Annotated in this window: 9 protein-coding genes; 2 read left to right on the top strand and 7 right to left on the bottom strand. The window is 36.7% G+C overall.

From position 1 onward, the window contains the following. Positions 1–55: 55 nt before the first annotated feature. The 5 genes from BBF96_RS14380 to BBF96_RS14360 all read right to left on the bottom strand — a co-directional run bounded on the left by BBF96_RS14380 (position 56) and on the right by BBF96_RS14360 (position 9,035). Complete coding sequence (locus BBF96_RS14380; protein ID WP_127017794.1) at positions 56–904, bottom strand: PorV/PorQ family protein; 849 nt, start codon at positions 902–904, stop codon at positions 56–58. A gap of 94 nt (positions 905–998) precedes the next feature. Beyond that, positions 999–5,483, bottom strand: a complete 4,485-nt coding sequence (locus BBF96_RS14375) for a M6 family metalloprotease domain-containing protein (protein WP_127017793.1) — start codon at positions 5,481–5,483, stop codon at positions 999–1,001. 73 nt (positions 5,484–5,556) lie between these two features. Next, a complete protein-coding gene (locus BBF96_RS14370; RefSeq protein WP_127017792.1) occupies positions 5,557–7,410 on the bottom strand; it encodes a S8 family serine peptidase in 1,854 nt (617 codons plus the stop codon). A 205-nt stretch (positions 7,411–7,615) separates the two neighbouring features. Further along, positions 7,616–8,260, bottom strand: a complete 645-nt coding sequence (fsa, locus tag BBF96_RS14365) for a fructose-6-phosphate aldolase (protein WP_127017791.1) — start codon at positions 8,258–8,260, stop codon at positions 7,616–7,618. Positions 8,261–8,450: 190 nt separating this feature from the next. Then, positions 8,451–9,035 (bottom strand): TatD family nuclease-associated radical SAM protein, encoded by a 585-nt coding sequence (locus BBF96_RS14360; protein WP_127017790.1) that lies wholly within the window; start codon positions 9,033–9,035, stop codon positions 8,451–8,453. 231 nt (positions 9,036–9,266) lie between these two features. Between BBF96_RS14360 and BBF96_RS14355 the strand changes: the two genes are divergently transcribed. Beyond that, positions 9,267–10,508: a glycosyl hydrolase family 18 protein gene (locus tag BBF96_RS14355; RefSeq protein WP_127017789.1), complete on the top strand. Its 1,242-nt coding sequence runs from the start codon at positions 9,267–9,269 to the stop codon at positions 10,506–10,508. 333 nt (positions 10,509–10,841) lie between these two features. After that, positions 10,842–11,687: a DMT family transporter gene (locus BBF96_RS14350; RefSeq protein ID WP_127017788.1), complete on the top strand. Its 846-nt coding sequence runs from the start codon at positions 10,842–10,844 to the stop codon at positions 11,685–11,687. Between the two features lie 49 nt (positions 11,688–11,736). On the opposite strand, the gene BBF96_RS14345 is transcribed toward BBF96_RS14350, so the two are convergent. Further along, positions 11,737–11,928 (bottom strand): hypothetical protein, encoded by a 192-nt coding sequence (locus BBF96_RS14345; RefSeq protein ID WP_164730811.1) that lies wholly within the window; start codon positions 11,926–11,928, stop codon positions 11,737–11,739. Between the two features lie 106 nt (positions 11,929–12,034). After that, entirely contained in the window at positions 12,035–14,053 is a 2,019-nt protein-coding gene (locus BBF96_RS14340) for a hypothetical protein (RefSeq protein ID WP_127017787.1), read from the bottom strand. Positions 14,054–14,228: the final 175 nt, after the last annotated feature.

Genomic DNA, 14,228 nt, shown 5'->3' with positions numbered 1-14,228 from the left:
GTATTAAATAAAAGAATAGGAAGAAAGAAACCTTTCCTCCTATTCTCTGGTTCAATTAAAAATTAAAGCCTCCGGAAATCCGATGTGTAGGACCAAGTTCATGCATGGTATATGCATAATCAAACTGAAAACCATTATAGTTGAGACCAAAACCGCCAGATAAGTTCCCATTGTTGTAACCGCTTCTAAGTTGAATCTTCTCCATTAAGGTGTATTCCATTCCTAAATGATAACCAACAACTATTTTATTCAAGTCACTAATATCTTTTTTAATACTCAAGTCTGCTGCTAAAGTTAATGGGAGAAAACCAGGATTCCAGCTAACACCTAACTGATACATAGCATCCAGTTCATCACCAGGAACGTTAGAATAAATATTTCTGGCAACCGCACCAAAACTATATTTATCCCCGCTATATAAGAGTCCGAGGTCAAAGGCCATACCATTTTTTCTATCTATATTAGTAGTAAAATTGTACTGATTAACTGTAGCACCCACTGATAAATTATTGAAGAAACTATGAGCCAAGGATATTCCTGCACGTCTAATTACATATTCATTGGTGCCTAAATCATATTCATAAAGTTGGCCCCTTTCCTCAATCAGATTTAATCCAAAACCCAGGCCATTTACTGGGTAACCTATAGCATAATAATTTAAGGTCAAATCAGTCATACCAAACATATTAGCATGCATAGAAGTCAATGATAAACCATCAATCAAAATTAACCCAGCGGGGTTCCAATAAGCAGCATTTGCATCATCAGCCAGACCAACAAAAGCACCACCCATACCAATTGGTCTTGCACCCACTTGATAATCTGTAACCTCTGCAAAAACCGGGCCAGCAAGCATCAATAAAATCGTCAAAATCAAACCAAAAATTTTTAATTTTCCTCTCATATTCCCTCTGGTAGATTCAGGCTTACGCCCAAATCAAACCAAATTCACCTCCTAAACAGGGTTTAGTAGGGGGGATTTAATCCCCCCTTATAGATTACTTCAAAATACCAATAACACCTTTACCTTCAATAGTACCATCGCTGTGCTCGATAGTATATTTATAAATATACATACCACTTGGCAAGATTTGTTTAGCATCATTGCTGCCATCCCATTCAACCCAGTTAATTCCAGAACCATAAGTAACACCGTCAATTAAGGTAGTTGCCAGATTACCATTGTGGTCATAAATCTTAACTGTAACTTTTGCAGTAAATGGCAAGAGGAATTTAAAGGCAGTAGTATCCTTAAAGCCATCACCATTAGGTGAGAATGGATTATTACTGAAACCAACCTTAACCTTTTCACGACCAACTTCGAAATTATCATTTATTTCTACATTGGCCATTACAGCATAGCTACCTGGTTCTGTAATTTTAGCAGTGAGAGTTTGAGCTTCCTTGTTTACAGTGGTATCCAGTGGAATCCAGTTTATTCCATCCCACTTGTAGATTATTAAATTTGGATTATCGGCAAGATTTTCATCAACCACACCATCAAAATTAGTATCTAACATGGTATCATCATAAGTAAATGTTAAAGTTACAGGCTTTGCGAATTTCAGATCAGGATCTTTACTATCAATGATAATACTACCTTTGGTTGGGATCAGATAATTACTATACGCACCTGCTACATTATCGTAATCCATACCCCAGATTTCAATATTCCGATAGAATGCTATTTTAGTGTCAGCAGCTACTGCTTCCTCAGGTATACTAATTGTTACATAATCAACAGCATAGTCACCGCCTTTAGATGTAACAGTCTCATATTCAACTATCTGGAATGGGAACAGATAGATTTTATTAGTTGTATGCTCATCATACAATCTCAATCTGAAGCAATAATCTCCAACTGGAAGAATTTCTTCTCCATCTTTCCATTGGAAAGTAAGTTCATGATCGCCTGCTGCCATTGGTTCAGAATCGCCTTCCAGAGTCTCGAGCAAACCAGTATACCAATGCCATTCTGGAATATAATATCTAACAGTAAGATATGCAGTCTCAATATCTTCTTCTGTCCTGAAGCGAAGAGTTACAGTATCAGTATCAGTAGCATCACGAATAATAGTACTTGGAGTTACAGTAGGATTAATCAAGGCAACTGGAGTACTATCTACTTCAATTGATAAATTATCATTTACAATCTTATTTCCAGCAAAATCCTCAAGAGTTATACGGATTTTATACAACCCATCTTCTACAAAATTACCCTCAGAATCTTTTGCATCCCAACTAGCTACAACACAGGAAGTACCAATAGTTGAGCTAATTGTATCATAAATCTGTTCTTTACCATCATTTTCCTGATAAATATCAATAGTCAGGTTTACAGGCTCAGAAGCTTGAATAACAATCTTTGCTACATCAGTATTACCTGATATATTTACAGTCCAATCCTCATTAGATGCCGGAGCAATAAATGAACTTGCATATAACACCAGGAATTCAGGAGTAAAAGCATCTATTAACAATTCAGTCTCATAGCAATCCATACCTGATTGACCATTAGCAGTAACACTTACTTTATATTTACCATCGTTAATTTTATCTTCTCCTATAGTACCATCCCATGTATAACTAAACTCACCGGCAGAAATATTTTGATTATAGATAGTACTTACAACTTCCCCGGAAATCATATCAATTACATCTACAGTTACTGTAGCATTTTCAGTAAGAGTACCGGAAATAGTCAAAGTATCATTAACATTATCATCATTTGGTGTAAGTACGCTCTGGTCCAGATTAACTGTCAAAATATCCGCAGTACCTGTAACAGTAAATTCATTAACAATGGCACCAGTAGCATTACCAGCAATATCTGTAGCCTGGATAGCCAATACATAACTTCCACCTGGAATCATATTACCTTTATCATCAATACCATCCCAGTTTATAGTTATATTACCTGCAGGATAACCTACATTGCTCACTATAGTAGCTACTGGAGCAGCATCAGCCAAAAGTTTCATTCCATTTAATACCTGTGGAGCATTATCAGCAGTATATACTTCAACAGTAATAGTTGCTGGTTCATCTAAGCTATATACAGCATTCAGGCCATTTTCAACAGTAAACTCAGGACCACTCTGTAAACTTACAACTGGAGCAGCATTATCTTCACCCAGTAACAGATTCAGTACTTTTCGCATAACAGTAGCCCGGTCTTCTGCAGTGCTAATAGCTTCAAAACCAAAAGCAAAGTTTACAACTCTAAAGTGAGCAGTTCCATTATAATTGGGGTCTTGACTGGAATCATAGAATACAGCGCCTGTACCAGAGCTTAAAGCTTCCATAAGACCAATTTCAGACTCTTTTAATGGAAGAATTTCATTAATAAATCTGGAACTGGAAGATTTTATAATTTCCTGACTTTGACTTCCTTCAGTGTAAGTAAAGAGCGGAATTGCCGGATAAATTGGGTCAATTTCATCTGGATAATCCTGGTTATTAGCTCCACTCCCTCCAGCAATGGTAATGGTCATCCCTGCAAATACAGTACCTGGAGCACCCTCCAATGTCCATAATCCAATATTATCCTGAACAAATTTACTGTGAAGTTTACCTTCATAAAAAGCCTGGTTAATAATACCAGCACCTGCAGCCCAACCAGTATCCTGAGCAGTAATAAATAAGTTAACTCCATTATCCATTGCTGTAATCAGATAATCCTGAACAACTGAATCATACAGTAAACCCCAGTCGCCTGCATAGATGACAATATCATAATCTAATATATCCTGACTCAATACTTTGTCTAACACATCTACATAATATGCATCCCAGAGATCTACTACATTATAGTGAACACCAAGGTCTTTTAAAGTAGAAGTATAATATGGTTCAATACCAAATCCTCCACCGTCATCAATAAGAACCAGAATGTTGGCCTTATCGGGAGTAGTAAAACTTGCCACACTGCTCCACGGACCTTCACCATTATTATTCTTAGCCTTTACACGCCAATAGTAAGTTGTATCAAAATCTAAAGAAAGAATCAAATTGTTAATATATAATTCACCAGAATAAATAATATTTGTAAAATCTTTATCAGCAGCTAATTCAAACACATAAGTTGTAGCGCCTGTAACTGGTTTCCATTCAAAATCAACGATATTAGTATCTAGAACACTTATCGGTTCTACAATTTCAGGAACATCAGTTATCCGGGCAGGAGTTACTTGAACATCTACAGTCATTACCATAGCTGAGTCACTGATATTTTTCACAGCTACAAATGTATCAATTCCGTCAAGACTTCTGGAGTTAGGTTCAGTATTAACACTAAACTCCCGATTATTGGTACTACCTGGATATGGATCTCCAGCATCACCTCTATTTACATTGAATTCCAGGTCATATCTTCCATCAGCCTGTTCAATAGCCGCCAGATAATTAAATTCCCGGTCATTTTGGATAGTGGAGTTAGCTTCATTTATATGCCAGATTAATAAACCATCCCCAGGTAAAGCTTCATCAAACCCTACTGGTTGACGATTCTCAATAAGGAAATATTCATTCAACGCTTTTCCTTCAGTCCATACTTTCAGAGCAAATGGATTATCCTCTAAGTTTGGAATTTCTACTCCTGTCATATCAGTGGTAACAACAGTTGGTGTAAGCCATCCCAATTGCATTCTATGAAAGGCAATCATTTCAGCTGGCATTGTTCCAGAAGGTGTACCATTCCATGAACCACCTGCCATTAATGCCCATCTACCAACACCACTGGAAGAATAGTCCCTATCATATAAATCTGGCAGACCTAAATCATGGCCAAACTCATGACAGAATACCCCTACATTACCATCAACAGGCTGGATTGTATAACCATCCAGAGAATAGTTTGTACCTGGAATCGCATATCTATGACTTGAACGATGTGACCAGATTGCCCAGCTTGGGGCTCCTCCTTCCTGACCAGGGCCTGCCTGGATGAAAATAACATGGTCTAAATTTCCATCATTATCTGCATCATATGGTGAAAAATCAAAATTCTGTTCAGCCAGAATATCAAGAGCTTCATCAATTGCTTCTTTAATTCTTGGGTTATGGTTTGTTCCTTCATCCTCACCATAGTACTCAATATCTTTACTTACCTTGACTACAGGACTAAATCCAATTTCCAAAGAGAAATGGCCATAGGAAATATGTTCATAATATTTAACCATACTATAAGGATTGTTTTCTCCAGCCAGCATCTCTTCCCAATATGCCTGATCTTTATCCTCAGGGAAGGTCATATTTGCAAATTCCATCATAATAACCAGAACTTTAGCAACACCATACCAACCGCCTTGTTCAGCCAACAGTTTACTAATATCCCGTGGTTGATCCAAATACAGATAGTAAGGGATCCCTTTTTCATCAACAGGTTCATGTACACCAGGTTTTGGAGGAACAGCAAAAGCTGTTACAGTAAAAAGAATAAGTAAGGTAGTCACAATAAATAGTGACAGATAAATCTTCTTCATTCTCTCTCCTCCTTTAATTTAATGTTTTTTAAAAATCAAACAAGCTTTTACCCCCTTCACCCCTTTCCTAAATTCATTCCCTTAATTTTAAAGTTTCAAAATCTGAAATAAGACAAATTGCAAAATTTACTGCTTTAAAGGTTGGATAATAGTTTTGACTGTTTTTTTGAAAAGAAATTATAGGTCCTAAACCAAAATAATCCCCTTCATCAATCAAACCATTATCATTTGAATCTAACCAGCCCATAATATGCCAATCCCCTGGCTGAATCTGGTTAATCTCATAATTACCTTCCCCATCTGTATATGTAATATAACTTTTTAATTCAACCATCTGGTTTACTAACTCACCTAAAAAAACTTTAATTCCTGACACTGTTTTATAATTCAAGGCTGCATAAGCATTGATCAAACCATAACCTGTCATATCATCTTTTCCTGCCAGATGTAAATCAGTTGCAGTATTAATCAGCCGCTGATACACTTCATCTGGTGATAATCCACTGGAAAGAAGTAAAGCTGCTAACCCGGATACATGAGGAGCAGCAAAAGATGTTCCATAACTATAACTTCCATCCACTAAAGCTGTAGAATATACTCCATAATCCCTCGTTCCACCAGGAGCCATCAAATCCAACTGAGGTCCATAGCTTGAATAACCAGTTTTCTGACCAAAATAATCTACAGCGCCTACAGCAATAACTCCCTCATATGCTGCTGGATAATTTACTGCTCTACTATCATTTCCAGCAGCTGCAACCATAATAATTCCTGCATCTACAGCTTTTTTTACTTCCTGGTAAAGCAATTTTGAATCTATGACAGAAGTAGGAGAATAACCAAAACTCATATTGATAATATCCACACCCTGTTCAACAGCATATTCAATAGCCTGTATAATCCAATCGAGTTTTGAAACACCATTCTCATCAAAGGCCCGTATAGGCATAATCTTAACTTCAGGAGCAGCACCTACACCACCTACCCCATTATCCATACCGGCAGCTATAATTCCTGCGACCATTGTACCATGTCCATATAAATCCATGGGATAATCATCATTATCAACAAAATCCCAACCCGGAACTAAAGCATGAACCAGATCTGGATGATCTAAAGCCACCCCACTATCAATTACAGCTACTACAATACTGCTATCTCCCCTGGTCTGATCCCAGGCATCAGGAAAGTGAACCAGTGGAAAATGCCATTGACGGAAATAGTCGGGGTCTGTAGGTATAGCTAATAAGTGAATATCCCTTATATTCGGCTCAATTGCCTCAACCAAAAAACCGAGCCACTTTTTTAAATCCTCTTCTTTTGCTCCCTCAACAACATACATATCAAGTTCTGCTATATACCGGAAATTAAGATTTTTTCTTTGCAATATTTTAGAAACCTCTTCTTCTTTTCCTGGTTTAACCATAACAATATATTCGTCAATAGTATATTCAGTGTGGGATATAAAATGTCTCGAATAATCAAAAAAATTTATAACAGCTGTTTTTTGATCTGGAGGCTCAGGAAAAGTTAGTGATGTATTTTCTATAATTGGAAAATCGGTGAGATATACATTACCTGTAATCTCTCCTATAACAACTTTAAGACCAAGCTGAACATTTAACTCCAATTCCTTCTCATATCTGACTCTTTGAACAACTTTTTCATAACCGTCTTTAGAAAAGGTTAACTCTATTTCACTATTCAAAAATGTCTTAATATCAAAACTATATAAACCATCCCGGTCTGTAACCATCTTCTGTCCCTGACAGGTGATTAAAACATCAGAAAGAGGATGATGGAAAACAGAATCAGTTACTTTTCCATAAATATGCATCTCATGTAATTCTAAATTAGGAGATTTATTTAATGGAAAACAGCCCGTTAAAAAAAATAAAGTAATAACTACTGCAACAAGCCGCTTCATCTATTAATTCCTCCATAATAAAATAAGAAATACTCCACTTTTTAGCATAACTTTTATTCTACGTTTAGCAAAAAAAATCCTTCCTATTTTTAATAAAAAATTTTGTTCTTCTAATAAAATAACACCCGCCATTAAAAATAGCGGGTGTTATTCATCAAATAAAATTTATTAGGCACACTGAAAAAATAATCCCCATATGAGGGGACTATTTTGTTTTCTCCCAATCAGCCAGGAATTTTTCGATCCCTTTATCGGTCATTGGATGTTTAATCATCTTAAGTAAGACCTGATAAGGAATGGTCGCAATATCAGCACCGGCCAATGCAGCCATCAATACATGTTGAGGATGCCGGATACTGGCAGCTATAATCTCAGATTCGATTCCGTAATTATCAAAAATCTGAACAATCTGGCGGATCAATTCCATTCCGTCCATCCCGATATCATCCAGACGGCCAATAAATGGACTTACATAGGTAGCACCTGCATTAGCAGCTAAAAGTGCCTGATTTGCAGAGAAGATAAGAGTAACATTAGTTTTGATCCCTTTAGAGGCCAGAATACTGGTAGCAGCAAGACCTTCTTTTGTCATTGGAATCTTAATTACGATATTGTCATTGATAGCAGCCAATTCTTCTGCTTCCCTAACCATTCCTTCAGTATCCAGGCTAATTACTTCAGCACTGATTGGCCCGGGAACCAGTTCACTAATCTCAGTAATAATCTCTTTAAAATCCCGGCCTGATTCTTTGGCGATTAAAGATGGATTGGTAGTTACACCATCCAAAATTCCTAACTGATAAATATCGCGAATCTCATCAATATTCGCAGTATCAATAAAAATTTTCATTTGTTAACTCCTCCTTTAAAAAATTTTTCTAATATGATTTTACTGCAAAAAGCTAATTTTTCGCTTCATGAAGAAATTTTTCGAACCATCTAATGTTCGATTTCAGTAACTTGATTAGCTCATCAATCTTCATATAAGGCCTTATTTCGACTGAAATCTCACTAAGATGGTTTAACGAAAAATTTCTATGTCACTCAATATATTCTCTAACTCGAAATTCAACCCCCATTTCTTCTGCTATCTTACGGGCTTTTTCTAAATCAACTCCGCCATAGTCCACAACTGATAATATAACCCGGGGAATATATTTTTTTGCTTCTTTAGCAAAATTCAACATAGCATCATAAGCATCCTCACCATAAACAGAATGACAGAGCCTGTCATATTCTTTGGCAGAAGTGGCATTTAAACTGATGGAAATGGTATCCAAAAGACCTTTAAGTTCAGGTACTACATTGCGTCCATGGATTAAATTTGCCTGACCATTGGTATCCACCCGGACAGGCACACCATGCGCTTTAATCCAGCGAGCTACTTCTTTAACCAGATCAATTCTATATAATGGTTCACCAAACCCTACAAAAACAATCTCTTCATAAGGAGTAGGATCACCAATTGCTTTAATTACTTCTTCATATTGAGGTTCTTTTTCTAACCAGAGATTATGACCTTCAATACCGGTTTTTCCACGGCGAATGCAAAAATCACAATCATTGGTACAGCGATTTGTGACATTTAGATATAATTTGTTTCCAATTTGATATGCAATGGTCATCGTTTCTTTCTCTCACCCCCTTCACACAGTAGTTATTATATCATAAAATCCTGAACATTAACAAACTTTTTCCTCTCTTCTTCACTCTTTTAAATACCATAATGTTCTAGTCAGTTTTGCTGGAATTTGTACCGGGTTCAAGGTATAATAAATACAGATGTATGTTAGATATTTTAACCATTGCAATATAATCATTCGTGTACCAAATGCTGTAAAGAAGGGAGTACTCCTATGAAGAAACTGACTACACCAATAAAGTACAGGTTTATTTCTATTACATTAATTTTGAGCTTACTGTTGCCAATTTTACTTATTTTGACTGTGGGAATCGCAGAAGCTTCTTATGAATCTTTATTTAGCGATAAAAACACCTTTTTTAAAGCTTTGATTATGTTGCTTATGGCATTTTTGCTGGAACGATTTCTTGGAGATCAGAAAGTTGTAACCAGGCCTGGAGACCCACCCGTTTCTGATATCCCTGATGATTCCCATACCCCTTATATCCCATCCAGACGTTATCTTTCACCGGGGGAAAAAGAGGTATTGGGCTATTATGTAAATTGGAATACTCCAGGAAGCGAATCATATCCATCTCTGCAAAAGAACGCACAGAATATTGATATAGTTTCGCCATTCTGGTATACCATTACTTCAACTGGCGATATTCAGACCAAATATGGTGGGCATCAAACTAATGTCAGTACCCTTACCCGCCAGCAAGGGCAATTGCTTCTGCCCCTGATTAACAATCAGAATTCTAACAGCTCCATATTAATAGATTCCAATATCCGGCGTAAAGCAATAGATAATATAGTGGCACTGGTTCAGTGGAATAATTATGATGGCGTAAACATTGATTTTGAATTCATTCCACCCTGGAGCAAGGATGGCTATACCACCTTTATCCGGGAACTCTCACAAAAACTTCATGCCCGGGGCAAAATGATCATTATCTCTGTTTTTCCAAAAGTAGATGTATCGTATGACCTGTCTGGAGCATATGATTACAAAGCACTGGCTCCCTATATCGATCGTCTGGTAATCATGACCTATGACAACCACTGGGCCGGCGGTCCTGCAGGTCCTATTGCTCCAATTAATTGGGTAGAGGAAAATATTCTATATGCTTTGCAGGAAGTTCCTGCTGACAAGATTCTTTTAGGTGTCGCCAATTATGGCTATGACTGGCCACTTAATGGAGGCTGGGGTAAAGATCTTGCTGCTAAAAAAGCTATCGATCTGGCAGAGCGAAAAGGGGCTCTGATTAAGTGGGATTCTGAAGCTCAGGTTCCGTATTTTTACTATACAGATAGCCTTGGTAATAAACATGTTGTCTGGTTTGAAAGCAGTTATAGCTTAGACTTTAAACTCCAACTGGTTAACAAATATAATCTTAAGGGAATTGCCATCTGGAGATTGGGTAATGAAGAAGATCGGTTCTGGTCAATTATAAAAGATCGCCTCAATAAATAACCGCAGCTATCCAAACTGCGGTTATTATTATATGATTATATCCTCTTTTCTTCTGAATACAAGGATTTCAATATTTTAAAGAGAATTATTGATTAAACTACAAAAAGCTAATTTTAAGCGACATAGAAATTTTTCGCCAAATCATCTTAGCGAGATTTCCGACGAAATAAGGCCTCATATGAGGATTGATGAGCTAATCAAGGGCCAGGAGGGCCCTTTGATTAGGAAGTCTTATTTCAGCGGAAATCGAGCTTTAGATGATTCGAAAAATTTCTCAAGAAGCGAAAAATTAGCTTTTTGCAGTTTAACCATTGAATTATTGGGGGGAAGTCAGTGACCACATTAGCTTTAATTGGCCGAATTATACTTCTGGGATTAGAACGGATTATCGTTAAAAAATTAGGAAAGGATAACAGCAGTATAGAAGTAACCATTCTCTTTTTCGGAATCGGTGCTATCTGTCTTTTACCGTTTCTTACTGGAATCGAGGTTAAAAACTTAAATTTTCTCTTAAAGGCCTTGATCAGTAGTACCATATACTCTGTCACCTTTGTCCTTTATGTTAAGGCTCTAAGTGAAGGTGATATCTCATTAGTAACTCCTGTTGCCAGTTTTAATGTTCTTTTCCTTTTTCTCCTTTCTGTTATCTTCCTGGATGAAAGATTGACTTTGATCAAATCTTTAGGGATTATTCTCATCTTTTACGGCAGCAGTTATCTTAAACCCGGTGCCAACCTATTTCAATCTATCAAAGCTGTACTCAAAGAAAAACCTTGTCAGTATATGCTTATTTCTTCCCTACTTTTAGCTATCGGCAGGGTAATCGATAAGGCCAGTTCAAAGGATGTATCTGCTCTCCTTTATTCCTTTGTTATCTACAGTTTTATTACTCTTATTCTCCTGGTATATATATTCGTGAAAAAAAGATGGAATAATCTTATTCGACTCTTTTTGGCAAAACCGGGAATTGCCATTATAAGCGGCGGAATTAATGCCTTTAGCTATTTATTTTTACTAATAGCACTTAAGGGAATTGAAGTTAGTGTGGCAGAACCTTTGACTTTACTTTCCACTTTACTTGCTGTAATACTGGGCAAGTATATTTTTAAGGAGAAGATTCAGCAGAGATTTATAGCAGCGGTAATTATTATGGTAGGTGCATGGTTGTTGTTATTATAAAAAAGAGATAAGGAGTTATATACTCCTTATCCCTGTGAGGTGTTTACGCCTAGTGCTCATTGACTGTCGGTCTAAATCGATCTAGCTGTCCAAGGAGAATATGAGCCAGACCGAAACCTAAAATTCCAGCACCGACCTTCTTTTTTAACATTCTAGCACCAAGAGCAGATACCAAAAGCCCCAAACCACTCACTACCCAGCTCGTAGTTGACGGCTTTTTCGGTATTTCGATTTTTTTCAAGGTAAACACCTCCAATACCTATTCTCCCTTAAAAACATTTAAATAATACTTCAATTAGGGAGAAAGATATTGGGATCAATTCTATCATCTCTATACTTAAATTCAATCAAAAATGATATACTGTTTGTAAAGTTATATGATGATTGTTCAAAAATAACTTTTCACCTGTATAATGTACTCCCAGATCAACATTAGGTAAGATAGAATAATTTAAATCCAGACCACTCCACCAATGCCTTTGATTATCAACCTCTAACTCTAAAGAAAGAGTAAATAAATCCATTGTTCCTACAGAAAAACCAACTTTATTCCGCTGCATCCGCTCCCCGTCTAAAAGAGTTTCTGAATAGGTATAATTTACATCATAATCCATCGCTTTGTTAGTCCCCCGAACTCCTCCGGTATAGGAACGCTCTGCTCCAGCCAGATCAATCTCACCATATCCAACCAATCTGGGATTAATAGCTCTTTCACCGCCCAGTTGATAAATCACGGTATTAACCCCATCTTTTTCTTCTTTATAGAGACCTAGCCTAAGCCGGGTTTCTAACTCAGCCCAGGCTGTAAAATCCAGATTTAAATCCAGATTGAAATCATTTTGTTCGCCATTAACACCAGTAATATAGCGATTAGCCAACAAATTAAGCGTTATATCCACAGGTAACCCAGTCCAGGCCAATTCATGTTCCATTCTATAATATTCGGAGTTGTAATTTAATTCACCTTTCCAGTTCAATGAATCTTGCATCCAACAACCTGAAATGACCAGCTGATTAAAACGGATTCCCTCCTTACCATAAATACGCGCCCCAATACTCCTATCTGGATCTCTCTGATATTTAATCCCAAAATATGGTTCAAAACTCTTTTCTTTTTCAAAAGAAGTCTTAACATCAATACCAAGAAGATAAATCAAAGAACCATCTTTATGCACCAGATCAGTCTGATAACCTAATTCAGCGATACCATGCTCTGTAATCAATTCTCCTTCTTTGTGTTGGAAATAATACAGATATGGAATCCATTGAGAGTCAATCCAGATAAATTCCAGCTCAGAATTTTGCTCTATCAATTGATCATTAAGACTCCAATTATAATTCTTATGATGCCTTATAACAGTCTTTTCACTCTGATATTGACCGGAAAGATTTAAAGATTTACCTTCAAAACCCTTATAAAGAAGACTTTGAAAGTTATCTTTTATAACCTGATAATCAACTGTAAAGTTCAGATTAGGCCAATTAAACTGATGGGCCAACCGCCAGTTCAAATTCAAAGGGACTCCCTCTTTATAAATCAAACCTGTATCCAACTCTATCAACCACCAGGGAGACGGTTTATATAACCATTCACTTCCCAAAAGATTTTGATTCATCTCCTTACCCTGGGTTTTAAGAAAAACTATTCCACTGATCAATTTCTCATTAAGATGCCGATTATACCGTCCACCTAAGACCCGATACTTCTCTCCTTCCTCAAGATACTGAATATGCAAATGACTGGTCTTAAAAATAGGAAACTGTAAAAAAATAACCCCACTAAGATAATCAAAATAATAATCTACACCATATTGAAGTTCTTCACCATTCAACCAGATTCGGACCGAATCCATTACCACTGGGTAATGTTTCAAACTAATACCCACACTTTCATCACCGGGATTTAAAACCAGATCTTCTTCACGAAAATAATTTTTAGCTTTTAACCCTATAAGATCAACCCTATCTATTTCGTCTGTATAACTGAACCTAAGGCCATAGAACGTTTGTTCTGGATTAAACCAGGTTGGGATGAAAAAAGCCTTCTCGAATTTATCCCATTGAAGCTTAAATTTTCCTAAAGAAAGATCTAAAAAAATCTGATCCATCATCTGAGGATTATCAGTAAAATAGCCTTTAAGATAACCATCATCATCTTCACCTTGAAAACTAACCTCAAGTGAGTGACTAAATGACCAATCTTCTTCATAAAGCCGCTCACCTGTTACTTCATCTTCAAAAACCGTCAGATTTAAACTGGCCCAGAAATTTTCTTGACCTTCATAAGTAAGTTCTAAAGCCATAACCTGAATGGGAAAGAGAACTTGAATCAAAAGTAGGATAATTACAGCGATGCGTGCTTTCAAGATATTTCAACCCCTTATATCCGATTACAATACTTTCCAAGCAATATAAGAATCAGCAATACGGACTTTTTTGCAAATAATCTTCTGATCTTACTTTCATAAAGAAATTTTTCAAACCATCTAAAGTTCGATTTCAGTGACTTGATTAGCTTATCACCTACTCATATGAGGTCTT

It is taken from the genome of Anoxybacter fermentans (assembly GCF_003991135.1).
Taxonomy (GTDB): domain Bacteria; phylum Bacillota; class Halanaerobiia; order DY22613; family DY22613; genus Anoxybacter; species Anoxybacter fermentans.
This window is presented reverse-complemented; position numbering and strand designations above follow the sequence as displayed.

Coding starts and splice junctions, on each gene's coding strand:
- BBF96_RS14380 (WP_127017794.1), bottom strand. CDS start 904: ATGAGAGGAAAATTAAAAATTTTTGGTTTGATTTTGACGATTTTATTG.
- BBF96_RS14370 (WP_127017792.1), bottom strand. CDS start 7,410: ATGAAGCGGCTTGTTGCAGTAGTTATTACTTTATTTTTTTTAACGGGC.
- fsa (WP_127017791.1), bottom strand. CDS start 8,260: ATGAAAATTTTTATTGATACTGCGAATATTGATGAGATTCGCGATATT.
- BBF96_RS14355 (WP_127017789.1), top strand. CDS start 9,267: ATGAAGAAACTGACTACACCAATAAAGTACAGGTTTATTTCTATTACA.
- BBF96_RS14375 (WP_127017793.1), bottom strand. CDS start 5,483: ATGAAGAAGATTTATCTGTCACTATTTATTGTGACTACCTTACTTATT.
- BBF96_RS14360 (WP_127017790.1), bottom strand. CDS start 9,035: ATGACCATTGCATATCAAATTGGAAACAAATTATATCTAAATGTCACA.